Source organism: Corynebacterium durum, from assembly GCF_030408675.1.
GTDB lineage: Bacteria > Actinomycetota > Actinomycetes > Mycobacteriales > Mycobacteriaceae > Corynebacterium > Corynebacterium durum.
On the sequence record NZ_CP047200.1, the window covers coordinates 2,142,920 to 2,165,707 of the forward strand.

Genomic DNA, 22,788 nt, shown 5'->3' on the forward strand with positions numbered 1-22,788 from the left:
GTTGCGACTAGCCCGCTTCCAGGCCAGGGGCAACACTCATGTTCCAACCGTCAAGGTACCACTGGGCATCCCCCAGGGTGTCCGGTGTAAACCGCGGCTGCGGAACCACCGGCGGGTCGCCCTCCCCGTTGGCGTTGGGTTCCTCCGAATACCGGGGGCGTGCGGTCAACCGCGCCCAGTTGGTGTTTTTCAGGCCGGTGAACATGTGATGCTGCTCGATGCTCAATTCTAGAAGATCTGATGTCAGCGACCCAATGGTCCCCCCATGTGCTACCAGGAGCACGGCCCCATCGTCCCAGCCGGGATGGGCGAGCATCAGCTCATTAATCACGTCACGGGCGCGCCGGGCAACCTCGATTCGGGATTCGCCACCGGGGGGTGCCCACAGCGCGTTATGGCGCCACTGGGCCCGCGCCCCCGGGTAGTCCCGGTCCACGTCCTCGCGGGATTGGCCCTGCCAGTCCCCCAGGTTGGTTTCCCGCAGCCGGGGGTCCAGGTGCACCGGCAGCCCGCGTGACGACGCCACGATCCTCGCCGTCTCCGCCGCGCGCGACAGGTCCGACGACACGACGTACCCAATATTCACGCCTTTCATGTAGCGTGCCACCGCCTCAGCCTGACGGATACCCACGTCGCTGAGTTTGGTGTCCATCTGCCCCTGCATGCGGCCAGACGCGTTGTATTCCGTCTGGCCGTGCCGCAGCATGATGAGCTTGCGGGTCACAGTTCGTCCGCATCCGGCTCGGTGTCGGCAAGCGGGATCTCATCAATGGAGGTGACGGCGCGTACGTCCACGTCGTCGGCCCAGCTAGCGGGGCGTTCCAGCGGCTCCACGCCCTCCACCTCAATGAGCGGGCAGTCCCGCCACAGGCGGTCCAGCCCGTAGAATTCGCGCTCCTCGGCGCGTTGCACATGCACCACCAGCTCGCCGTAATCCAGCAGTGCCCAGCGACCCTCGCGCACACCCTCCTTGCGGATGGGGCGCGCCCCGGCCTCACGGAGCTTGTCTTCAACCTCGTCCACAATGGCGCTGACCTGGCGGTCCGTCTCCCCGGAGGCGATGACAAAGCAGTCAGTAATCACAAGCTGCTCGGAGACATCAATCACGGCGATCTCCTGCGCCAACTTTTCGTCGGCGGCCAGCGCCGCAATGGACGCCAGCTTCACAGCATGGTCAGAAGCAGTCATATTTTTCCTTCACATTAAAACTAAAAAGCCATCCTACCTACCCGGAGGTAGACACATACAACCCGTGCTTAGCGATGTACTGCACCACACCATCCGGCACCAAATACCACACCGGACGTTTCGATGCCGCCCGCTCCCGGCAATCCGTCGACGAAATGGCCATGGCAGGAATATCAACCAGCGACACCCGCTCCCGATGCACCTCCGGCAGAATCGCATCATCTAACTCATACCCCGGCCGGGTCACCCCCACAAAACGAGCATGCTCAAACATGTCCTCCCAATCGCGCCAGGTCACGATGCTCGCCAGGGCGTCCGCGCCCGTAATGAAGAACAATTCCGCACCCGGGTAGAAGCGACGCAGATCCCGCAGCGTATCCACCGTGTAAGTGGGGCCACTGCGATCAATATCCACGCGGCTGACCTTAAACCGGGGATTCGAGGCGGTGGCAATGACCGTCATCAAATACCGATCTTCTGCGGCCGAGACCTTCTTTCCCGACTTCTGCCACGGCTCCCCCGTCGGAACAAAGACGACCTCATCCAGGTCAAACATGTTCGCCACCTCCGAGGCAGCCACCAGATGCCCATTATGGATCGGGTCAAACGTGCCGCCCATGATCCCTACCCTCATGGCCGGGTGTGCCCATCGCCAAACACAATCCACTTCGTGGACGTCAACTCTGGCAATGCCATCGGGCCGCGCGCATGCAGCTTCTGCGTCGAAATGCCGATCTCCGCGCCGAAACCAAACTGCTCACCATCCGTAAACGCCGTCGACGCGTTCACCAACACCGCAGCCGCATCCACCTCAGCCGTGAACTTCTCCGCAGCGGCGAGACTCCGCGTGGCAATCGCCTCCGTGTGCCCCGACGAAAACTCCGCGATATGCGCGATCGCGCCCTCCACGCCATCCACCAACTTCACCGCAATGTCCATGGACAAATACTCGGCGTGCCAATCCGACTCATCCGCAGGAACCACGCCCTCACCCAATTCCTCAGGCAGCCCATGAACGGTCACTCCTGCCTCCTGAAGTGCGGAAACAATGCGCTGGCGTGCCTCGGCCGGGAGCGCGACGTCGATAAGCACCGTCTCTGTGGCATTGCAGACGCTCGGGCGGCGCGTCTTGCCGTTCACAGCCAGCGCAATCGCCTCATCCACATCCGCTTCCCCATCCACATACAAGTGGCAATTACCCGAGCCCGTCTCAATCGTCGGCACCGTGGCATTTTCCACCACCGCCGCAATCAACCCAGCGCCACCCCGCGGAATCACCACATCCACCAAACCCCTGGCGGTAATCAAATCCTGAACACTCTCCCGAGTCTCGCACGGCAACAACTGCACCACCTCGCGGGGAAAACCATGCTCCGCCAGCGTTTCCTGCAGGATCTCCACCAGCTGCTTGTTGGAATGCCACGCCGACTGGGAACCCCGCAGCAACGCCACATTCCCAGACTTCAGCGCCAAACCAAACGCATCCACCGTCACATTCGGGCGGGCCTCATACACCATGCCCATCACCCCCAGCGGCACCCGCACCTGACGGATCCGCAGCCCATTAGCGAGCGTCCTACCAGCAACAACATCCCCCACCGGGTCCGGCAGCGACGCCACCTGGCGCAAACCATCCGCGATGCCTTTTACGCGCTCCGACGTCAGCGCCAAACGATCAATCAGCGCCTCCGACAGGCCAGCCTCCCGACCCGCGCGAATATCCCGCTCATTCGCCGCCATAATATCCGACGCCCGCGCCTCCAGCGCCGCTGCGGCATCGTTGAGGATTCTATTCTTATCCTCGGTGGAGGCGTTTGCTAGTGCCTGTGCGACATCCTTCGCCGCTCGGGCCATCCTGATGACCTCGGCACCTTCTGTGGTTGTGGTTGTTGTGGCTTTTGTGGTGGTACTCACTTCCGCGCTCATAGCCACCCAGTGTAGCAACGCTCACCTGGGGAACCCTAGCCTGAAAATTCGGCTTGAACAGCGCTGGTGCAGGGGGCTATCAGTGTGGGTCTGCACAGTGTGCTTATCTCCAGGCCGCACAAAGGGGCATTTTTGAGCTTGAACATAAGCACACTTTGCGGGACTAAACAGCCCTCACATATTGGACAGGTAATCGGCGTGTACGACGGGCCGACGCTTGTCAGCAGGCAGGTCGCTCGTCCGACGTCCCAGCATGTTGGCAAGGTCGCCGTGGCTGTAGTTGGTTTCGCCGCGCCCGATAATCTGCCCGTCAGGGCCCATAATTTCCACGATGTCGCCGGGGTGGAATTCCCCCTCGCAGGATTGGATGCCTATGGGAAGCAGCGATCGGCCACCCGAGGTGACGGCGGTGACGGCCCCGGCGTCGATACGCAGCGTACCTGCGACTTCGGCGGCGTAAAGCGCCCAGAATTTCCAGGCGGAGAGGCGACGGCCGTTGGCCGGGTGGAACGCGGTACCCACGTGGGCGTCGGACAGCGCATCGGAAATGTCGGCGGCGGAGGCGAGCAGGACGGGCACTCCCCCGCAGGCGGCGAGGCGAGCGGCGGAGACTTTGGAAGCCATGCCGCCGGTGCCCACGACACCGCTGTCGCCTGCAACAACGCCGTCGAGGTCGTGGTCGTCGCGGATTTCGGGGATGAAGCGCGCGCCGGGGTCTGCGGGGTTACGGTCGTAGAGCCCGTCAACGTCGGAGAGCAGAACCAACGCGTCAGCGCTGATGAGGTGCGCGACCAGGGCGGCGAGCCGGTCATTGTCACCGAAGCGCATTTCGGTGGTGGCCACAGTGTCGTTTTCATTCACGATGGGCACCACGCCGAGTTGCTGCAGGCGGTTGAGGGTGCGCTGCGCATTGCGGGCACGGTCGCGCTGGCCCGTGTCGGACGCGGTGAGAAGCACCTGCCCGACGGTGGTGTCGTAGCGGGCAAAGGACCTGCCCCACTCCTGCGCGAGATGCACCTGCCCGACGGAGGCTGCGGCCTGTTTCGTGGCCAGATCAGCGGGCCGCGCATTCAACCCGAGAGGCGCGAGACCTGCGGCGATGGACCCCGAGGAGACGATGATCACGTCCGAGCCACGGGCGATGCGCGCGTGCACCGCATCCACAATACGGTCAATGTTGCGGGGGTTGATGCTGAAATCCGGCCCGCCGGTCAGCGACGACGACCCAATCTTGACCACCACGCGCTTCGCCAACGCGAGCCGCGCCCGCATGTCCTCCTCGCCGGGCGTATCGATGCCCAGCTGCTCACCGTTATCCACTACTACCCCTGCCAGCGTTCGCGGTCTGCGACCTGGCCGTCGCCGAAGTCGTACTCGTCAATCAGGCCGCGGCGCACCTGGGATTCGCGTTTGCGCTGGGCGGCGGACTTGCGCTCGGTTTGTTCAAGACGAATATCGGTGCCGCGTCCAGTGAGCTGCGTGTCCACGCCCGCGATGGTGAGGGGTTCCCACTCGAAGGTGACATGCCCGATGGTTACGTCGCAGCCGGGTGTCGCGCCCGCCTTGTACAGGGCCTCCTCGACGCCGAGCCTCGCGAGACGGTCGCCGAGGTAGCCCACGGCCTCGTCGTTTTCGAAGTCGGTTTGCAGGATCCAGCGTTCGGGCTTCTCACCGCGGACAATGTAGCCGTCCTCGTTGTCGGGATCGGCTTCAATGACAAAGTCTCGTTTTCCGGCCACGGCCTTGGGGCGCACGATAATGGGCTGCGCAGTTTTCCCGGCGCGCCCGGCACTTTTACCCTTTGGACCGGCCTCAGCCTTGCGGTGTTCCTGCACAATCTCCATGAGCTTGTATTTCAGGGGTTCGAGTCCCTGGTGCGCGACGGTGGAGATGATGAACACGGGCCAGCCGAACTGTTCTTTGAGGTCGTCGAGCACGAACTCTGCGAGTTCGCGGGCTTCGGGCACGTCGGCTTTGTTGAGGATGATCACGCGGGGCCTGTCGCGGAGGTCGCCAAGCCCGGTGTCGGCATCAAGCGCGGATTCGTAGGCGGCGAGTTCCGCTTCGAGGGCTTCAATGTCGCTGCCGGGGTCGCGTCCGGGTTCGAGGGTGGCTGCGTCTACCACGTGCGCGAGCACGGCGGTGCGTTCGATATGCCGTAGGAAGTCGAGCCCGAGTCCTTTGCCTTCCGATGCCCCGGGAATGAGCCCCGGCACGTCGGCGATAGTGAAGGTATCGTGACCCACGTTGACCACGCCCAGGTTGGGTTGGAGCGTGGTGAAGGGGTAGTCGGCGATTTTCGGTTTTGCCGCAGATAGCACAGAGACCAGGGAGGATTTGCCCGCAGAGGGGAATCCCACCAGGCCAACATCAGCCATGGATTTCAGTTCCAGGATGACATCGTGTTCTTCCCCGGGTTCGCCTTTAAGCGCAAAACCTGGGGCTTTGCGGGCCCGGCTGGCCAGGGCGGCGTTGCCGAGGCCGCCGCGCCCTCCGGCGGCGGCGATGAAGCGCATGCCGGTGGTGGTCAGGTCGGCGAGGGTTTCCCCTGCTTCGTTCAGCACAACGGTGCCAGCGGGGACGCTCATCACGAGGTCTTCGCCGCGCGCGCCGTTGCGGTGGTCCCCCGCGCCGTCGGAACCCCGGGAGGCTTTGATGTGGGGGTGGAAGTGAAAGTCAAGAAGGGTGTGCACCTGCGGGCTGACTTCCAGGATGATGTCGCCGCCGTGTCCCCCGTTCCCACCATCGGGCCCGCCGAGTGGTTTGAATTTTTCGCGGTGGATGGATGCGCAACCGTTGCCACCGTCCCCGGCTGACAGGTGCAATACAACGCGATCGACGAAACGCGACATCAGGATTCCTCCACTACAACTAGAATCACTTGATACTAGCAAACAGAGGCGACACACCCAGTGAGCCGCGATTATGCCTTGTTCACTGACGACGCCGCCCGCGTCGTGCTCGCGTGGACCAACGGCGAGTCCAGCTTCCGCATGCTGGATTGGTGCAGGTTGGAGTTTTAGTGGGGTTCTAGGCCCGCGCGAGCGCCCATCCTTGGCTGACCGCAAACGCGGCGATATCGAGGGCGAAGGCTAAGACGGTGAAGGTGACCCCGACTCCGGCCAGGGTTGCAGAGAAGGTTGCCACCGCGATCGTGGACATAATATTCACGATCATGACGGTTGTGAGGGCGGTGGCGAGTGGAATGGTGCGCATCATCCCCACAATGCCGATACCCCACACTGTTGTTGCACACCCGATAGCAATGGTAAGAAGAACTGGTATCCCAATTATGGGGGCAACGTAGGTGGCAGCTAGCATGATCCCTATGCCGACAGTTATGCAATAAATTGCATCGAAAAGCAAACTAATTATGCCTATTTTGTGCGCTTTCATGGTTGATAGAGTAACAAAACCTGATAGCCGACGGGGGTAAGAGGGCGAAGTAATACGAACGTGACCTTTTCAACTCTCTTGACTTCCTAATAAGAGTCCCTTATGCTTGATTTAATCTATTATGCAAACGTTTGCATACAGGTTAGAAGGTTCCATAAGGAGGTGCATTCGAGGTGCGCATACCTAACCCTACGTTGAAAGATATTGCTGCTGAGGTGGGGGTTTCAATCAGCACGGTTTCCCGCGCGCTGGCCGATCACCCCGCCATTCCGCAAAAAACTAAACAACGTGTTCTGAAGGCCGCACAAAAACTTAACTACCGGCCTAACGCGCAGGCACGAGCGTTGAGAAACTCTAAAACCAACACCATCGGATTGGTCATTCCCAACCTTTTTAACCCTTATTTTGCAGAGCTAGCTGCTGCCGTGCAGAACGCTGCGATAGATGCCGGATTGTACACACTATTAGGCATCTCCAATGATGACCCCAAGGGTCTCATTCAGGCTGTTGAAATCATGCAGCATCAGCGCGTCGACGGCATCATCGCCGTGCCGCACATTGGCACGGAAAAGGAATTGACGGCTCTGGCAAAACAGAACGTCCCGCTGGTGCTGGTTGACCGCGAGCTTGACATTGTCCCTGCCACCTCGGTGAGCACTGATCCTGCGGAAGGCATCAAGGCCGCCGTATCCATGCTGGTCACGGGCGGACACGAGAGCATCGGCTATCTTGCGGGTCCACAGGACACATCCACCGGCGTGGACCGCCTGGAGGCGTTCCGCTCAGCCTGCGGGAGTTTCGGCATTGACCAGTACCCCATGCTTTTGGGCGGATACGTCGAAGAGCAGGGCTATGTGGGCACCCAAGAGCTGTTAAAGCTTGGCGTTTCGGCGATCATCGCCGGGGACTCCATGATGACCGTTGGTGCGCTTCGCGCGTGCCACGAACATCGGCTCACGCCCGGCTTCGACATTGCCCTTGTGGGTTTCGACGATTTTCCAGTATTCCAACTACAGAATCCACCACTCACTATCATTAACCAGCACGTTTCTACGATGGGGGCGAAAGCTTTTGAGGAACTACATAAATTGCTTCGCGGAGACTCCGCTCAGCACAAAATTAAACTACCCACCACTCTCATCGTACGAGGTTCCACTCCCCCTAAAGACTCGGCCAGCGATTCATCCGGACAAGGAGGGCACTAGTCATGTCTGTTCAGCCGGTATTACAGCTTGATCGAGTCTCCAAGTCGTTTGGCCCCGTCAAAGTCATCGACTCGGTGAGCATTGACGTCCACGCCGGCCACGTCCAGGCTTTGCTGGGTGAAAACGGCGCAGGCAAGTCAACCCTGATCAAAATGATGGCGGGTGTGTACCAGCCCGATTCGGGCCGGATCCTCGTCGATGGCACCCCCACTACCCTGCCCAACGTCAAGGCCGCGGAAGCCCACGGCATTGCCACCATCCACCAAGAACTCAACCTTGTGCCCACCATGACGGTGGCGGAGAACCTGATGTTGGGCCGCACGCCGTCACGGTGGGGCTTGGTCGATTACAAGGCACTGCGGAAAAAGGCGCTCAAGGCGCTACGCATGATCGGTGTAGACGTGTCGCTGGACACCCCCGTCGGCGAACTAGGCATTGCCCGCCAACAGCTGGTGGAAATTGCCAAGGCGCTGTCTATGAATGCGCGTGTGCTCATTTTGGATGAGCCCACCGCCGCGCTGACCGGCAGGGAGATTGACCAGCTGTTTAGCGTGGTCAATGACTTGAAGGCCAAGGGCGTGGGCATGGTGTTCATTTCCCACCACCTGGATGAAATCGCTCGTATTGCAGACTCGGTATCGGTACTGAGGGATGGCGGCTTTGTCGCGGAAGTCCCGGCGTCGACACCCGAGAAGAAACTGGTGACACTGATGGTCGGCCGCGACATTGACGACCAGTTTCCTCGCGTCGTACCGCAGAAGCGCGGCAAACCGCTACTGGAGGTGCGCAACCTCACCTCTGCGGGTAACTTCCAGGACGTCTCGCTGACGGTGCGCGCCGGCGAGGTTGTTGGCCTTGCGGGCCTGGTCGGTGCCGGCCGTACCGAGCTGGTGCGCGCCATCGCCGGTGCAGACCGCGTCGATTCCGGCGAGGTTCGGGTTCGCGGCAAGCGCCTGCCCAACGGCGACATCTCCGCCGCCATCAGGCACGGCGTGGGACACGTTCCTGAAGACCGCAAAGCTCAGGGCCTGATTCTCGACGCCCCGGTGCTAGAGAACCTCGGCCTGGCCACTCTCCGCTCCACCTCTCGTTATGGCCTCGCCGATCTCGCGGGACAGCGGACCCGGAGCACAGCCGTTTCCGAAAAGCTTAGAATCCGCATGGCCAGCATTGACCAGCCGATTCGTGACCTGTCCGGCGGTAACCAGCAAAAGGCGGTCTTCGGACGCTGGGTACTCGCCGGATCTAAAGTACTACTGCTCGATGAGCCCACGCGCGGAGTCGATGTCGGGGCGAAGGTAGAGATCTACAACATCATCAACGAGGTCACCGCACAAGGCGGGGCCGTGCTGATGGTGTCGAGCGAACTGCCCGAAATTCTCGGCATGTCGGACCGCGTGGTGGTGATGTCCGGCGGCCGCATCGCAGGCGAAATGGACGCCGCAGATGCGACCCAGGACAGCATCATGCAGCTGGCCGTCGCTCAAGTAGAAGACCACCTGACCGCCGCCGCGACAGCGCACGCCAAAAAGGCGGCGCGCACTGAGAAAACCGCGCATTCTGGCGCAAAGCGCAGATAGGAGATAAGGAAAATCCATGAAAAAAACCGCTTGGGACCCAGTGCTCCGTTGGATGCTCAATAATGGGGCGCTGGTTGGTCTGATTGTGTTGTGCGTCGCGATGTTCATTGCGACACCGCACTTTTTGACTGTCTCCAACCTCCTCAACGTGGGAGTTCAGGCCGCCACTGTGGCCATCCTCGCGTTTGGTATGACCTTTGTTATCGTCGCCGCTGGTATTGACCTGTCGGTGGGTTCGGTCGCAGCATTAGGCGGCATGGTCTCCGCCTACTCGTTTAGCAGCCTTGGCTTGCCGGGATGGTTGACCCTGCTCATTGGCCTTGGCACCGGCCTACTGGCTGGCCTTATCAGCGGCATCTCGATTGCATATGGAAAGCTTCCAGCATTCATCGCCACCCTGGCGATGATGTCCATCGCCCGCGGCGCAACCCTGGTGATTTCCCAGGGCTCCCCCGTGCCGAGTTCTAAGTCGGTGAACACGCTGGGTTCCAATCAGTACCTGTTTGGAACTGGGGTTCCAGGGCTTCCCATACCTATCGTGATGATGGCACTGGCCGGTGTGATCTGCTGGTTCATTCTGAGCCGGACGGTCATTGGTCGGTCCATGTACGCCGTCGGCGGAAACGTCGAGGCAGCTCGTCTGTCCGGGCTTCCCGTGCGGAAAGTCCTGATCACGGTGTACACGCTTTCTGGGTTGTTTGCCGCTTTGGCAGGGTTGGTGATGACTGGCCGCTTGTCATCAGCCCAGCCTCAAGCAGCGGTTGGTTACGAACTTGACGCTATTGCCGCCGTGGTCATCGGCGGGGCGTCACTGAGCGGTGGCTCCGGTAAAGCCACCGGCACACTCGTCGGCGCGATCTTGCTCGCCGTTATCCGTAACGGTTTGAACATTCTGAACGTGTCGTCCTTCTGGCAGCAGATTGTCATTGGCTTTGTCATTGCGATCGCTGTTGGTTTTGACGTGATTCGTAACAAAACAGCTCGTTAAACGTCTCTTTTAGGAAAGGTTGTCTACGTCATGTTCACAAAGAAAACTCTCAAGAAAGTCACGGCCGTGTCGGCGGCACTGGTGCTTGCATTCGGTGCCGCTGCCTGCAACCGCGATTCTGGCGACTCCGGCTCCGGCGGCGGTGACAACTCCGTCACGCTGGCGCTGTCCACCCGGACGAACCCCTTCTTCGTGCAGCTGCAGGAAGGCGCACAGAAGAAAGCTGATGAATTGGGCATCAAGCTCAACATCCAGGACGCATCCGACGACGCAGCCAAGCAGAACGACCAGCTCAACAACGCTGCGACTACTGGCTCCAAGGTCGTCATTGTCAACCCCACGGATTCCGACGCCGTGGTAGCCGCCGTTCAGGCCCTCAACAACGCCAACATCCCGGTCGTTGCTGTGGACCGCTCCGCAAGCGGCGGAACCGTTGACTCCTTCATCGCCTCCGACAACGTTGCCGGTGGCAAGCAGGCTGCCGATGCACTCGCCCAGTCCATCGGCGACGAAGGCGAGGTTCTGGTGCTCCAGGGCATCGCAGGCTCCTCCGCCTCCCGTGACCGTGGCAAGGGCTTCACCGATGGCATTGCCACACACCCCAACGTCCGTGTTGTTGGACAGCAGACCGCTAACTTCGACCGGACCGAAGGCCTGAACGTGACCACCAACCTTCTCCAGGCACACCCAGATGTCAAGGCCATCTTCGCCGAAAACGACGAAATGGCTCTGGGCGCCATCGAAGCTTTGGGCGAGCGCGCCGGACGCGACATCAAGGTCATTGGCTTTGACGGCACGGAAGATGGCCTGAAGGCTGTCACCGACGGCAAGATGGCCGCAACCATCGGCCAGCAGCCCGCAAAGCTTGGCGCACAGGCTGTTGAGCAGGCTTCCAAGCTGCTCAAGAAAGAACAAGCTCAGTCTGAAATCCACGTTGAGGTGGTTACCGTCACTCAAGACAACGTGAAGGACTTTGGCAAGTGACATCTCACATCACCGTCGTCGGATCCATCAACGCCGACTTAAGCGTCCGGGTCAACCGGCATCCGAAACCGGGTGAAACCATCTTCGGAACCGGTGGCTCCATCAGCCCAGGCGGCAAGGGGGCCAACCAGGCCGTCGCTGCTGCCCTTCAGGGCGCCAAAGTCGCTTTCGTCGGTGCCGTTGGAAACGATACCTATGCCGCCCCCGCAACAGCCTTGATGGTTGCGGCGGGGGTGGATATGGAGGGCGTCGATACGCGCGACGAAACCACAGGTCTCGCCGTGATCACTGTCGACGCCGACGGTGAAAACAGCATCGTCGTCGTACCCGGCGCGAATGCTGATGTCACTGCAGCATATGTGGACGCCCATGCCGAGACCGTTCGGACGGCGGACATTGTGCTGCTCCAAGGGGAAATCCCCGCTGATGGTTTTGAGGCCGCTGTCAAGCACGCCACCGGGCGTGTTGTGGTGAACCTTGCACCGGTCATTCCGGTGCCGCAGGCCGCACTGCTGCAGGCTGATCCACTGCTGGCCAATGAACACGAAGCTGGATTAATCCTTGAGCTACTTGGGCACCCCGCAGAGGGCGAACCGGAGGTCATGAGTGCCGCGCTCGTTGACGCCGGTTTCGCCAGTGTGGTGCTCACTCTCGGCGGTAGGGGTGCGATCGTTGCCACGCACGACGATGTGACCCACATTCCTGCCGCCCATGTCACCCCCGCGGACACGACCGGGGCCGGTGACGCGTTTGCAGGTGCACTTGTAGCCCGCCTTTTGGCAGGCGAGACACTTATCGACGCCGCGAGTCACGCCGCGCGCGTCGCTGCTTACGCCGTCACCGGCGCTGGTGCGCAACCTTCCTACCCAGATTTGAACGATTCTCTCCCGGAGATATAACACTATGAAGAAAACCGGCCTACTCAACCCGGCACTCAACCACATGATTGCTCGACTAGGCCATACACACACCTTCGTCATTGCTGACTGCGGCCTCCCCATCCCGGAGAACATTCCGGTGGTGGACCTGGCACTCACCTTCGGAATACCGCGTTTCCAAGATGTTGTCGCCGCAGTCTTTGACGAAGTAGAAGTTGAAAGCGTTGTCCTTGCTCAGGAAACCCCCGAGGAAGTACGAGCGCTTTTCAGCTCCCCCACAACCTATGTGGACCATGAGGCACTGAAACGACTGATACCCGAGGCGTCGTTCGTGATCCGAACTGGGGAGGCCACTCCCTTCGCCAACGTGATCGTCAGAAGTGGGGTGCCGTTTTAAAATAACTCAGCCATAAGCCGCCCCACCGAGTTCTGGACATTCAGCTCTCGGTGGGGCGGCCTATTGTTATAAAAGTATGCTTATCTCCAGGCTGCACAACAGGGCATTTTCGAGCTTGAGCATAAGCACATTCTGCGCCCTATATAATCCCTTCCATCTCTGCCACAAGCCGACCAACCGCGGGAACAATAATCCCGTGAGCGGCGGCGTGACGAATCACCGCGCCACCAATGGCATCCAGCTCGGTGGGTCGGTTTTCTTCAATATCCCGGAGCATGGACGACTTCGCGCCGTATTCGAACTTCTCATACAGGCCCATGGCATCGCTGGAGGTGTCGGGGCCGCCACAGGCAACGCTCACGGCAGCGCACTCCCCCACTACCTCTTCCAACTCCTGGCGTCGGGTTTCCAGGACTTCGCCGAGTGGGATGCGGTAACGTGCGGTCATCAGGGCAAACGGCGCTAGCACTGCAAGCTTGCTCCACAATAGTTCGTCCTGATTTGGGGTGGTGATGGTGGTGACGCGGGCGTCGAAAAGCGGCGGAAGCGAGGCGCTGGTGGTGAGGCGCACAAAATCACAGCCATGCACAATCGTGCCGTCCTGGTCGCGGCTGGACTCCACGTGAATCGAACCAGCCAGCAGCGAATCGAACTGGGCGCGCAGCACCTGCATGTGGTCCACGCCGTTGAGCAGTGGAATCACCGTGCCCGCGTACTCGGCGGGAATGGTGCGCAGAGCGTCGGTGAGATGCGGTTGTTTGACCGTAATAAAGGTGAAGTCCACCGGCTCTTCTAGTTGGGTGACCGCGCGGACCTGGTGCGTGCTGTCCCCGAACAAGGGGCTTGTCAGGCGTAGCCCCTCGGCCGTGATGCGGCGGGCGCTGCGCGGAGTGGTGACCACGATGGGTGTTGTTTCTTGTGTTGTGGTGGTGTTTGCAGCAGCAGTGGTTGCAGCGCATACCGCCGCCAACAAGCCACCAATGCCACCCGACCCGACAATTGCAACTGACTGCGTCATGCGAGCCAGTGTAGCGGTCGGGGGTGGTTAGTGCGGGTGATCTGCCTGGCGGGTGTTTACCTCCCTAGCAGCCTTCTTTTGTTATGGCGTAGGCCAGGGTGCCGGGTAGCCAGTGGAAGAAACTCGTTGGCAAAAAAGAGGAAACAAAATGCGGCAGCAATGGGCATATGTGGTTTTCCATGACGAGGCGGGAGCGAGATATGGAATCTTCTTTGAACTGCGGTTTGTCGCTTGTACCCTTCCACTAAGAAGGCGAAAACTATTACACTAATAAGTGAGAAGTATGCAGCCGGTCCCGAAAGGACACGCACATGTACAACCTCAGCCTCTCCCAACAATTCCTCATGTTTGCAGTAAATAAGCAGGGGAAAATATCAAGCCTCGATACCCGAACCTGGGTGTGCTGCGTCACCAGCGCGGTGATTGATCTTCACCTTAACGACTGCGTGTCAATCAGCGACGAAAAGCGCCCCACAGTCAGCACCACCGCCGAACTGCCATCGACACTCCACCACCTTCTCCCCATCTACCAGCGCATTTCCGAAAAGGGCCCCATAAAGCTCAACAAGCTTGTCGAACAGTACATGATGGGCAGGTCCGGCCCCCGCACTCAGCTCTTTGACTCTCTGGGAAATAGTCTGGTTGCCGCCGGCGCTGCCACGCCACAGGTCAGTGGGATTCTGAAGCGTAGCACCGGCTATGTTCCCGATTCGCACAATCTGGATCGTTTGAGAAGCGCAATCAGTGCAGAGACCTCGTCCACTGATGCCCCCACGAGAAACACCGTCATCCTGGCCACCTTGCTGGAACGCAGCAAGCTGCTGAAGGAGTACTTCACGCGCGACGAGCGGGCGCCCATCAAGGACATGGTGAAAAAGCACGCCGATTCCCAGGCAGACACCCTAATCAAGAAAACCATCGCGCATATCGACGCCCTGATCACCCTGCTCATCACCTCAGCATCGGTGTCTGCATCGCAGGGCTAATCAGGGCGACTAATCAGGGCGCTCTCCCCTACCCCGCGCTAATGGGCTCGCCCGGAGCTTCGGTGATGGGCGAGTTTCCGGTGCGCAGGTATTCCACTACTGCCTTATCAACGGCATCGTTGCCCATACCCACATGCCCGTGGCGGAAACTATTCACTGTGATCAGCTGGCTGTTCATGCGCTGCTGCATATTCGTGAAATTGCCATAAGGAGTTTGCGGGTCATGAATGCCCTGGATTTGCAGCGGCCGGGTTGCGAGCTTGGAACCATCGGGCTGCGGGACCGTCGCTACTGGCTGGATTCCACCGCACGAAACACCCGATGAGTAGAAGATAAACTGGTCGAATGCGTCACCTTTAACAAAGGTGTTCCACAAGAATGCGGGAACCTGTTCCGTGTGGGCTGGCGTATGATTCTCATTGCACAAAATAATCTGCTGCATTTGCTGAGAAGTCTCGTTGACACGCCTCAGCTCGGAGTCTTGCTGTTGCTTCTCCGCAATTTCGGTGAGGGACGGCCCAGTTCCATTTAGCGCCCGTGCCATTCCATTCCAGGTGTTCGTCTGCGGAACCAGCATGCGGGTCAATTGCAATGTTGCCGAGCGCTGCTGGCTGGCACCAGGCTGGGTGATAGTGGTCAGGAAGTTCTGAATCTGCACTTCCAAAGGCTTTGTCGCATTGGCCAGGTCGGATGATCCCAGCGGAGCCTCGGAAGGTTCCATCGCTGGCGGCTTTACCGTTGGGTTTGCACCACTTTCTTTAACCACGGCAGCAGCCCATTTTTCGTACACGGCGTAGGGTGTTGCGCCCAGGTGGTACGTGGCATCGTTACGCGCAATCCAGGCGAAGTACTCGTGCAGACTGCGCACATAGGCAGGGCGCTGAAGGTCAAACACCGAATTCCACAGCAATTCCGTGTCAATGCCGGAATCCAGTATCACTTTGTCGGTGTGCTGCGGGAACAGCGTGGCGTACGTGGAACCAAGAATAGTTCCGTAGGACAGACCCATGATTCCGATTCGATTCAGTTCCAGCGCTTTACGCACTTCGTCCCAATCGCGTGCGGTGTTCTCCGTGGTCAGCGAATTCAAAAATGCTGTGGAACTTTTTGCCGCACACGCGTCGTGATACAGTTTGCCCACATTGGACACCATATCGGTGGGTGAAGGCTGGTCTACGTTTTCACATTCAACAGGCGTGGACCCCACCAAACCGCGCGGTTGCACGCCAATTAGATCCCATTCCGCCCGCATCTCCGCAGGCCACGCAGCACCAGCTTTACTTGCTGTGTATCCATACACATCGCCGCCGGGGCCACCTGAATTGATGAACAACGCCCCACGCTTTGCTCCTTGATTTGTTGCCGGGACCTTCACGAATCCCACGCTGATTTTCTCGCCTGCTGGGTTGCTGTAATCCATAGGAACCTCAATATGCCCACATTGCGCACCCTCAGTGGTGACCATGGAAGGACAATTTTCCCAGGTGATTTTCTGCGCTTGCGCAGTTGCCGCCGGGACTGTCATTCCCGCAGCAAGAACAAACAATGCCGACACCGCGCACGCCGACACGTGTTTCACCGAAATATTCACATTTTCTCTTTCTATTATATGGCTATTAAGCCTTAGCTACCGCATCATTCGCCGCAGTGAGAGCGGCGACAGCCATAGCAATCTGAACAACAAGAACAAGGAGGGGAACTGCCATGAGTATCCATGAGAAACCCATCACGATCAGCAGCACCAATGACGCAACGACCCCTACGATACCACAGATGCTATCTATTTTCAGGCACGCAACAGCAGCTTTGTGGTTTTTCTTCCGGGCTTCTTCGGAGGCGATGGTTCCAGACGTATCGAAACCCGCCTTAGAATTTCTTTCCGCCATTTCTTGAGAAATTTTGCGACGCATCCCCTCAGCAATTGTTATCTGAGTTGACATTACCACAATAAGCATGAAATAGATGACCATGATCCTCTCCTTACTCTCAATGCCTCCACCCGTCTTATTCTATATCTCCTAACCGCTTTCTATCCCACGCGCGGGCACGTTCATTGACCCATTTCAAAATTGCCATTATCATAATAAAACCGACAATGGAACCAATTATCGTCGCGCGAGTCGCAATAGGACTTTCAGAATAAGCTGGAAAACGCATCAAACCCGCCATCCAGGCAATTCCCCATATTATGGTCAACACAAGTTCCAGGCGTGAATAACCCCATATACTAATACGTGGCCGAACTACCCGCTTCTGCATATATAGCGCTACCACAGTACTACCAGCAAATACCGGGACACACATAATTTCCGATACCAACACATAGTTCGGCGGAAGAACCCACGCAAGCACGGCCGCGCATGCAAGACAGAGATTCGTCATAACGGCTGAAGAAATTACATGAGCCCGGTACGTTACGTCCAGCTGATATTCATCATCCATTCTGTCACGGAACCGCTCCAAGTATCTATCCATTGTCATTTATACTTCACCTCTCATTCTCTACCAGGCCGCAACAAGAACACAGCCATAACACCCGCAAGTGCAATCACGGGAACCATAAACCGAAAACCATCACACAGTGGATGCCGCGCTAGCCCAACTATCCACACAAACGCAATCAGCCCCAGTGCACCATGTCCCATGCTTATCGATGCCCCCTTGTCCCCCGAACGCCGCCGCACATACTGCGCGGAAGAATACTCGCCCACAAACAACGGGATAAGTGTCAACAGGGAACACCACACATACGCAGGCGGAACCGCCCATGCTAATACGGCACCTACACTCAGCAACGTCCATGTGTATATGACATTGTCAATGGTCAGGGAGCGATACATCACGTCTAACTGATGCTCATCATCAATAGCGGATTGAAAACGCGCGACATATTTGTCAAAAATCTTCATTACTAATCCTCCGGGAAAGCGGCCTCTAGTCGGCGTTCATCCCTGCCGCGCAGCCAGCCGTTCAGCTGTTTCACCATCGGTGGGACGACAACAGAAGCCGCAACATATGAGACAAACATGATGATCAGCGCCCGCGACCCCTGTTGCCCGATAAACTCCCACCGCAGCATCCCAACAAGAAATACTGCTGCTATGGCGGTATAAGCAAGCTGTTCACTGATCGTCATTGTCGACCCCGCAGATCGGGGTCTCACTGCCCTATTACGCATGTACATCCATGCGCCACATTCCGAGACAAACATGGGTAAGAAAAACACAATGAGCGCCCACCACACCAGATTTGCGGGAAGCGTCCACGCCAGCGCCGCGGCCGCTACTTCCGTTCCCCAAAAGAGAGTTATCCGGCGGATAATCATGGAACGGTACATAACGTCGCGTTCATACTCACCCAGGGAGCCAATCGCGTGCGACACGTATCTATCAAGAAGTTTCACCTTTCACCACCTCCATACTTTGCTCGTCGCCAAACACTTCCTCAACCGTCGCCCCTAACTCGCGGCAGATCGCCAACGCCAGATATACGGACGGCGAATAGCTGCCCTTCTCCACATTGACAATCGTCTGCCTGGATACATGAGCACGCTCAGCAAGCTCAGCTTGGGACAACTCACGCCAACGCCGGAGCTTCCGCACCAGATTCGTTGGCTTCGCTATCAACGTCGCATCCATACGACATAATGTACAGCAAACTTTACATAGCGTCAACCATGTATCCCATAACGTCAAAAATTTTCCCCTGAACTGCAGCTTGTCTGGACGCACCCCACCGTTGATGATCTGCCACTCCCCTTCTCGCCGCAGCAACGCCGCGCACTCATCACCACACCCCAGCGCATAACAAAAGCGCCGCCCCCAACACCAAACATGCTGGGAGCGGCGCTCACAAAGCTCAATCAGAGCTACAACCTACGCAGATACTGCCTCGTTTTCCACGATGCTGATCAGCTTGCGGTTACGGCGCTTAGAGAACTGCACTGCGCCGGGCTTCAGGGCGAACAGGGTATCGTCGCCGCCGCGGCCTACGTTCTCACCGGGGTGGTATTTGGTACCGCGCTGACGGACCAGGATTTCACCGGCTTTGACCTGCTGGCCACCGAAACGCTTGACACCGAGGCGCTTGGCGTTTGAATCGCGACCGTTGTTGGAGCTTGATGCACCCTTCTTATGTGCCATGGTTTGTTTCCCTCCTTTGGAAGTTCTTGTGAGCCTGCAGGCTTACTTGATGCCGGTTACTTTGAGGACAGTCAGCGGCTGGCGGTGGCCTTGACGCTTCTTGTAGCCGGTTTTGTTTTTGTATTTCAGGATCTTGATCTTCGGGCCTTTGGTCTGCTCGACGATTTCGGCGCTGACGCTCACTTTGGCGAGTTTGTCTGCGCTGGTGGTTACTTCGGCACCGTCCACGAGCAGGATCGGGGTGAGGGCCACGGACGAACCTGGCTCACCCTCGATCTTCTCGACCTTGACGAGGTCACCTTCGGCAACCTTGTACTGCTTTCCGCCGGTCTTGACGATCGCGTACATAGGAGGGCTACCCCTTTATCTCTAAACTCGGTTCAGGCACCCGCGTCTTGCCGCAGAAACCTGATTGGGTTGATTTCTTCATTGGCTTTTCGGGGGCAGCACTAGGCCCCACTGAAATAGCGACTGTCCAAGACTACCCTTTATCACGGCAAAAAGACAAACCGCATTTTAGTTGGTCGCGCGTTTGCGCACGGCCCTACGCCGCCCGCGTCCGCGCGTGCTGCTTTCCGACGCCCGAACTCCCGCATCACCCTGGGTTTTCTCCTGGTTGTTGGGTTGCTGCGCGGCGGACGACATGCGACGGACGGCGCGGCGACGGTGGCGTCGAGAAGCGGTGGTGCCCACCTCAACGTCACCCTCCACGACCTCGGCGACCTTCTCAGCGTTGCGTTTGACAGCGCGACGGCGACCCCGGCGCGGTTTGTCCTCTTTTTCAGACTTCTCGGGTTTTTCCAGCTCGGGCGCGGGTTCGGGTTCCACAAAGTCCTCGGGCCGCGGCGGCACATCGGAGCGCGAGTTGCCCCTAGTGGCGCGCTTGCGGCGCGGGGAGGTCTCGTATTCTTCGAGCGCCTGCTCGTAGGTCTGCGCGGGCTTCTCGTCAACGACAACGGCAGCGGCGAGTTCTTCAATGCTGCGCGCCGCCTCACCGGCAACCTCAGCATCCGTGGATTCCTCAACGACCTCGGCGTCGATAATCTCGTCTTCGGTATCGTGCATGGCCACGACAACGGGGTGTTGTGCGGCTTTTTTGCGTTTGCGCCCGTTGCCGTTGGTCTCGCGCTGTTCGACGGGGTCACTGTGGACGATGATGCCGCGGCCTTCACATTCCTGGCATTCGGTGGCAAAGGTTTCCAGCAGCCCGGACCCGAGTTTTTTGCGGGTCATTTGGACGAGCCCAAGGGAGGTGACTTCGGAGACTTGGTGCCGGGTGCGGTCGCGCCCGAGGGCTTCGGTGAGGCGCCGGAGCACGAGTTCCTGGTTTGCGGGCAGCACCATGTCGATGAAGTCGATAACGATCATCCCGCCCAGGTCGCGGAGCCGGATTTGGCGGACGATTTCTTCGGCGGCTTCGAGATTGTTGGAGGTGATGGTTTCTTCGAGGTCGCCACCCGCGCCGGTGAATTTGCCGGTGTTGACATCAATGACGGTCATGGCTTCGGTGCGGTCGATCACAAGCGTGCCGCCGGAGGGCAGCCACACTTTGCGCGACATAGCTTTCTCCAGCTGCTCGTCAATGCGGTAGTGCGTGAAGGCGTCTTCCCCGTCGTGGTCGTCGGGGTTGTAGCGCACTAGGCGGTCGAGGAGGTCGGGCGCGACGGATTGCACGTAGGCGTGCACGGTGTTCCAGGCGCGTTTGCCTTCCACAACCAGGTGCGTGAAGTCTTCGTTGAACACGTCACGTACGACTTTGACCAGCATGTCTGGTTCTTCGTACATGGTGACGGGCTTGGCACCTTTGCTGTTTTTCTCTTCGTCGGTGCGCTGCTGGATTTGCTCCCATGCGTTGTGCAGGCGGCGCACGTCGGCAGCGATTTCGGCTTCATCAACGCCTTCGGCGGCGGTGCGGATGATGGCTCCGCCTTTGTCCGGCACCACGTCTTTGACGATGTTCTTCAGGCGTTTGCGCTCGTTTTCGGGAAGTTTCCGGGAGATGCCGGTAGCGCGCCCGCTAGGCACGTACACCAGGTAGCGGCCAGCCAGGGAGATTTGCGTGGTCAGGCGTGCGCCTTTGTGACCGACGGGGTCTTTGGTGACTTGCACCAGCACCTGGTCGCCGCTTTTGAGGGCCTGTTCGATTTTCCGGCCGCGACCCCCAAGCCCACGGGCGCGCCAGTCCACTTCCCCGGCGTAGAGCACGCCGTTGCGGCCTTTGCCGATGTCAATGAAGGCGGCTTCCATGGAGGGCAGCACGTTTTGCACGCGCCCGAGGTAGATGTTTCCTACCAATGAACTCTGGGATTCGGATGTGACGAAGTGTTCGACCAGCAGGTCGTCTTCCAGCACGCCGACTTGGGTGACCAGTCCGGGGTGGTCGTTGCGTTGGCGTTCGCGCACCACCATGGTGCGGTCCACGGATTCACGACGCGCCAGGAATTCAGCCTCGCTGACCACGTGCCGCTTCTTGCGTTCCTCTTCCCGGCGTTCGGTGCGGCGTCGGCGCTGCGCCTCCAGCCGAGTGGAGCCTTTGATCCCCACGGGCCCCTCAGGCACATCCCCATCTTCGGTCTGTTCGGCCTCGGCACCGCGCCCACGACCCTTGCCGCGCCGCCCGCGCCGCTTGCGTTTCGACGGTGCGCCGTCCCCATCCTCGCTGGTATCGTCCGCGTCCCCGCTGTCTTCCTCGTCCTCATCGCTTACCGACGCCTCGATCTCCAGGTCCTCCTCCACTGCTTCCGGCGCGAGGAACACAGGGGTGGCGAAGGGGTGCACCTGCGTGACTGGCTCTTCAGTAGGTTCTGGAACCTCTGGTATCAGTATGGCCAACGCCTCAGCGTCGATTCCTTCATCCTCGTCCAGCAATTCGGACAACTCCCGATCCACTTTTTCTTCAATCTGGTGGATCTCATTGGCCACATTCTTTTCCACACGCTTGCGGATCTTATCCTCAGGCTGCTTTTTGGCCTTCTTCTTGCCTTTTTTCTTTGGCTTTTCCTCGACGGCGGGTTCAGAAGGTTCGGCGGGTTGCAGGGCGTCGAGAAGCTTGTTGGCCTCGTCGAGGCTCAGGTTCGATTGGGCGACTTTCACCAGCCCCAAGCCATCCAACGCAACAATGAGTTCCTTCGACGTCATGCCCAGCTGCTTCGCCAGCGCGTGAACCCGGGTTTTCGGCCCCAGAGTACTGCGATCAAATTCTTCGATGGTTTGTGCCATAGCACTCTCCTTGAGTTGTGGTCGCGGTCTTCCCGGGCGCTGGCACTGCTATGTGTGCCGCCGCCGCGCGGGTGAACCGCAAAAACGTATGTAAATATCGTGTGCTCGTCCCGTTGCAGCGATTCCGGTAACCCAGAGCGAACGTTCGGAGCCAAACCATTATTCTTCCACATTTTGCGCGCAACAACGATTCCCACAAACCATGCACGTCAAATTCTTGAAAAACGGTGTTTAGGACCTTAGGTTAGAGTTATGAGTGACAAGCGATCAATAGCCGCCATGGCCATCTTTGCTGGAATACTGGGAGCCTGCGTGATCATCGGAAACTGGTGGCTCACCGGCGCTGTCCTCCTCGCAGCTATCGTGCTGATCTGGCGAGTCCCCGAACTCCGCAGGGGAACTAACACCGGCTTGGTCATCAACAAAGTCCCCTCCACCAGCCGCACATTCAGCGCCAGGGCCTTCCTCCCCTTCATCACGGTATATGCCCTGATATACCTCACCGTCACCTTCGCGCCGGGCATGAACGGCTGGGCCTACCTGCTCATTCCCCTCTGGATGCTGGCCGGAGGATTCTACGGCTGGGCCGACGCCACCAACTTCGCAGGCAAACCCATCACTCTCCCCAGCGACAGCCCCGCCATGCTCATTCACCTGGGAAAACTCAGTGCCTATGACGGCACACTGGTCAAAATCTGGCGGCTCGCCCAGCTTCTCGATCAGCCCGAAGACACCATCATCGAGGAAGCCACCACTCTCCAACGCGACGGCCTGGTTTACATCTCGACTGTAGGCTTCAGCGACAATCCCGCGCAGTGGAGTGTACAACTCCAACCCAAAGCCTACGAACATGTGGCACAAAGTGTGGCCTGACTTGCGTA

At 59.0% G+C, this 22,788-nt stretch carries 24 protein-coding genes; 8 read left to right on the top strand and 16 right to left on the bottom strand.

Translation table 11 applies throughout. The features are described from left to right. Positions 1-7: 7 nt before the first annotated feature. From CDUR_RS09925 to CDUR_RS09955, 7 genes are all read right to left on the bottom strand, one after another. The gene (locus CDUR_RS09925) at positions 8-724 is read right to left on the bottom strand and encodes a histidine phosphatase family protein (protein ID WP_179418089.1); all 717 of its coding nucleotides are present in this window, start codon (positions 722-724) and stop codon (positions 8-10) included. Then, positions 721-1,188, bottom strand: coding sequence for a ribosome silencing factor (rsfS, locus tag CDUR_RS09930; protein ID WP_006064133.1), 468 nt, complete (start codon positions 1,186-1,188; stop codon positions 721-723). The genes CDUR_RS09925 and rsfS overlap by 4 nt, the downstream gene beginning before the upstream one ends. A gap of 37 nt (positions 1,189-1,225) precedes the next feature. Beyond that, positions 1,226-1,822 (bottom strand): nicotinate-nucleotide adenylyltransferase, encoded by a 597-nt coding sequence (gene nadD, locus CDUR_RS09935; RefSeq protein WP_179418090.1) that lies wholly within the window; start codon positions 1,820-1,822, stop codon positions 1,226-1,228. Then, positions 1,819-3,114 (bottom strand): glutamate-5-semialdehyde dehydrogenase, encoded by a 1,296-nt coding sequence (locus tag CDUR_RS09940; protein ID WP_179418091.1) that lies wholly within the window; start codon positions 3,112-3,114, stop codon positions 1,819-1,821. Before CDUR_RS09940 ends, nadD begins: the two co-directional genes overlap by 4 nt. Before the next feature lie 174 nt (positions 3,115-3,288). Beyond that, the gene (gene proB / locus CDUR_RS09945; RefSeq protein ID WP_179419106.1) at positions 3,289-4,386 is read right to left on the bottom strand and encodes a glutamate 5-kinase; all 1,098 of its coding nucleotides are present in this window, start codon (positions 4,384-4,386) and stop codon (positions 3,289-3,291) included. Between the two features lie 50 nt (positions 4,387-4,436). Further along, positions 4,437-5,966, bottom strand: a complete 1,530-nt coding sequence (obgE, locus tag CDUR_RS09950) for a GTPase ObgE (RefSeq protein ID WP_179418092.1) — start codon at positions 5,964-5,966, stop codon at positions 4,437-4,439. A 178-nt stretch (positions 5,967-6,144) separates the two neighbouring features. Next, the gene (locus tag CDUR_RS09955) at positions 6,145-6,435 is read right to left on the bottom strand and encodes a hypothetical protein (protein ID WP_179418093.1); all 291 of its coding nucleotides are present in this window, start codon (positions 6,433-6,435) and stop codon (positions 6,145-6,147) included. Positions 6,436-6,683: 248 nt separating this feature from the next. Here CDUR_RS09955 and CDUR_RS09960 point away from each other — a divergent pair, with 248 nt between their 5' ends. Genes CDUR_RS09960 through rbsD form a run of 6 tightly spaced genes read left to right on the top strand, consistent with a single transcriptional unit; the run spans position 6,684 to position 12,542 of the window. Then, positions 6,684-7,715: a LacI family DNA-binding transcriptional regulator gene (locus tag CDUR_RS09960; RefSeq protein WP_273114069.1), complete on the top strand. Its 1,032-nt coding sequence runs from the start codon at positions 6,684-6,686 to the stop codon at positions 7,713-7,715. Between the two features lie 2 nt (positions 7,716-7,717). After that, complete coding sequence (locus CDUR_RS09965; RefSeq protein ID WP_179418094.1) at positions 7,718-9,295, top strand: sugar ABC transporter ATP-binding protein; 1,578 nt, start codon at positions 7,718-7,720, stop codon at positions 9,293-9,295. Between the two features lie 16 nt (positions 9,296-9,311). Then, positions 9,312-10,283 (top strand): ABC transporter permease, encoded by a 972-nt coding sequence (locus CDUR_RS09970; protein WP_179418095.1) that lies wholly within the window; start codon positions 9,312-9,314, stop codon positions 10,281-10,283. Positions 10,284-10,313: 30 nt separating this feature from the next. Then, positions 10,314-11,267, top strand: coding sequence for a D-ribose ABC transporter substrate-binding protein (locus CDUR_RS09975; RefSeq protein ID WP_179418096.1), 954 nt, complete (start codon positions 10,314-10,316; stop codon positions 11,265-11,267). Continuing rightward, positions 11,264-12,166: a ribokinase gene (locus tag CDUR_RS09980; protein WP_179418097.1), complete on the top strand. Its 903-nt coding sequence runs from the start codon at positions 11,264-11,266 to the stop codon at positions 12,164-12,166. Before CDUR_RS09975 ends, CDUR_RS09980 begins: the two co-directional genes overlap by 4 nt. A gap of 4 nt (positions 12,167-12,170) precedes the next feature. Further along, the gene (rbsD, locus tag CDUR_RS09985) at positions 12,171-12,542 is read left to right on the top strand and encodes a D-ribose pyranase (protein WP_179418098.1); all 372 of its coding nucleotides are present in this window, start codon (positions 12,171-12,173) and stop codon (positions 12,540-12,542) included. Between the two features lie 139 nt (positions 12,543-12,681). Here the strand turns inward: rbsD and CDUR_RS09990 are convergent, their stop codons facing one another. Further along, complete coding sequence (locus tag CDUR_RS09990; protein WP_179418099.1) at positions 12,682-13,560, bottom strand: ketopantoate reductase family protein; 879 nt, start codon at positions 13,558-13,560, stop codon at positions 12,682-12,684. Positions 13,561-13,871: 311 nt separating this feature from the next. Between CDUR_RS09990 and CDUR_RS09995 the strand changes: the two genes are divergently transcribed. Beyond that, a complete protein-coding gene (locus CDUR_RS09995) occupies positions 13,872-14,546 on the top strand; it encodes a GPP34 family phosphoprotein (RefSeq protein WP_179418100.1) in 675 nt (224 codons plus the stop codon). Positions 14,547-14,574: 28 nt separating this feature from the next. Here CDUR_RS09995 and CDUR_RS10000 read toward each other — a convergent pair whose 3' ends face one another. The 8 genes from CDUR_RS10000 to CDUR_RS10035 all read right to left on the bottom strand — a co-directional run bounded on the left by CDUR_RS10000 (position 14,575) and on the right by CDUR_RS10035 (position 21,907). Beyond that, complete coding sequence (locus CDUR_RS10000; protein WP_179418101.1) at positions 14,575-16,137, bottom strand: alpha/beta fold hydrolase; 1,563 nt, start codon at positions 16,135-16,137, stop codon at positions 14,575-14,577. A gap of 25 nt (positions 16,138-16,162) precedes the next feature. Next, positions 16,163-16,516, bottom strand: coding sequence for a hypothetical protein (locus CDUR_RS10005; protein WP_179418102.1), 354 nt, complete (start codon positions 16,514-16,516; stop codon positions 16,163-16,165). Between the two features lie 525 nt (positions 16,517-17,041). Beyond that, on the bottom strand, positions 17,042-17,455 hold the full coding sequence (locus tag CDUR_RS10010; RefSeq protein WP_179418103.1) for a hypothetical protein: 414 nt from the start codon (positions 17,453-17,455) through the stop codon (positions 17,042-17,044). Between the two features lie 2 nt (positions 17,456-17,457). Continuing rightward, complete coding sequence (locus CDUR_RS10015; RefSeq protein WP_179418104.1) at positions 17,458-17,949, bottom strand: hypothetical protein; 492 nt, start codon at positions 17,947-17,949, stop codon at positions 17,458-17,460. Then, positions 17,936-18,184 (bottom strand): helix-turn-helix transcriptional regulator, encoded by a 249-nt coding sequence (locus CDUR_RS10020; RefSeq protein ID WP_006064163.1) that lies wholly within the window; start codon positions 18,182-18,184, stop codon positions 17,936-17,938. Before CDUR_RS10020 ends, CDUR_RS10015 begins: the two co-directional genes overlap by 14 nt. A 237-nt stretch (positions 18,185-18,421) precedes the next feature. Further along, positions 18,422-18,688: a 50S ribosomal protein L27 gene (gene rpmA / locus CDUR_RS10025; RefSeq protein WP_006064164.1), complete on the bottom strand. Its 267-nt coding sequence runs from the start codon at positions 18,686-18,688 to the stop codon at positions 18,422-18,424. A gap of 42 nt (positions 18,689-18,730) precedes the next feature. Continuing rightward, positions 18,731-19,036, bottom strand: a complete 306-nt coding sequence (rplU, locus tag CDUR_RS10030) for a 50S ribosomal protein L21 (RefSeq protein WP_006064165.1) — start codon at positions 19,034-19,036, stop codon at positions 18,731-18,733. A gap of 168 nt (positions 19,037-19,204) precedes the next feature. After that, entirely contained in the window at positions 19,205-21,907 is a 2,703-nt protein-coding gene (locus tag CDUR_RS10035) for a translation initiation factor IF-2 N-terminal domain-containing protein (protein ID WP_179418105.1), read from the bottom strand. 252 nt (positions 21,908-22,159) lie between these two features. Here CDUR_RS10035 and CDUR_RS10040 point away from each other — a divergent pair, with 252 nt between their 5' ends. Next, a complete protein-coding gene (locus CDUR_RS10040; RefSeq protein WP_179418106.1) occupies positions 22,160-22,780 on the top strand; it encodes a hypothetical protein in 621 nt (206 codons plus the stop codon). Positions 22,781-22,788: the final 8 nt, after the last annotated feature.

Coding starts and splice junctions, on each gene's coding strand:
- CDUR_RS10020 (WP_006064163.1), bottom strand. CDS start 18,184: ATGGATGCGACGTTGATAGCGAAGCCAACGAATCTGGTGCGGAAGCTC.
- CDUR_RS09990 (WP_179418099.1), bottom strand. CDS start 13,560: ATGACGCAGTCAGTTGCAATTGTCGGGTCGGGTGGCATTGGTGGCTTG.
- CDUR_RS10010 (WP_179418103.1), bottom strand. CDS start 17,455: ATGAAGATTTTTGACAAATATGTCGCGCGTTTTCAATCCGCTATTGAT.
- CDUR_RS09970 (WP_179418095.1), top strand. CDS start 9,312: ATGAAAAAAACCGCTTGGGACCCAGTGCTCCGTTGGATGCTCAATAAT.
- CDUR_RS09955 (WP_179418093.1), bottom strand. CDS start 6,435: ATGCTAGCTGCCACCTACGTTGCCCCCATAATTGGGATACCAGTTCTT.
- CDUR_RS09975 (WP_179418096.1), top strand. CDS start 10,314: ATGTTCACAAAGAAAACTCTCAAGAAAGTCACGGCCGTGTCGGCGGCA.
- rplU (WP_006064165.1), bottom strand. CDS start 19,036: ATGTACGCGATCGTCAAGACCGGCGGAAAGCAGTACAAGGTTGCCGAA.
- rsfS (WP_006064133.1), bottom strand. CDS start 1,188: ATGACTGCTTCTGACCATGCTGTGAAGCTGGCGTCCATTGCGGCGCTG.
- nadD (WP_179418090.1), bottom strand. CDS start 1,822: ATGAGGGTAGGGATCATGGGCGGCACGTTTGACCCGATCCATAATGGG.
- CDUR_RS09940 (WP_179418091.1), bottom strand. CDS start 3,114: ATGAGCGCGGAAGTGAGTACCACCACAAAAGCCACAACAACCACAACC.
- CDUR_RS10005 (WP_179418102.1), bottom strand. CDS start 16,516: ATGGTCATCTATTTCATGCTTATTGTGGTAATGTCAACTCAGATAACA.
- CDUR_RS09995 (WP_179418100.1), top strand. CDS start 13,872: ATGTACAACCTCAGCCTCTCCCAACAATTCCTCATGTTTGCAGTAAAT.
- obgE (WP_179418092.1), bottom strand. CDS start 5,966: ATGTCGCGTTTCGTCGATCGCGTTGTATTGCACCTGTCAGCCGGGGAC.
- CDUR_RS09965 (WP_179418094.1), top strand. CDS start 7,718: ATGTCTGTTCAGCCGGTATTACAGCTTGATCGAGTCTCCAAGTCGTTT.
- proB (WP_179419106.1), bottom strand. CDS start 4,386: ATGCGGGCGCGGCTCGCGTTGGCGAAGCGCGTGGTGGTCAAGATTGGG.
- rbsD (WP_179418098.1), top strand. CDS start 12,171: ATGAAGAAAACCGGCCTACTCAACCCGGCACTCAACCACATGATTGCT.
- CDUR_RS10040 (WP_179418106.1), top strand. CDS start 22,160: ATGAGTGACAAGCGATCAATAGCCGCCATGGCCATCTTTGCTGGAATA.
- CDUR_RS10035 (WP_179418105.1), bottom strand. CDS start 21,907: ATGGCACAAACCATCGAAGAATTTGATCGCAGTACTCTGGGGCCGAAA.
- rpmA (WP_006064164.1), bottom strand. CDS start 18,688: ATGGCACATAAGAAGGGTGCATCAAGCTCCAACAACGGTCGCGATTCA.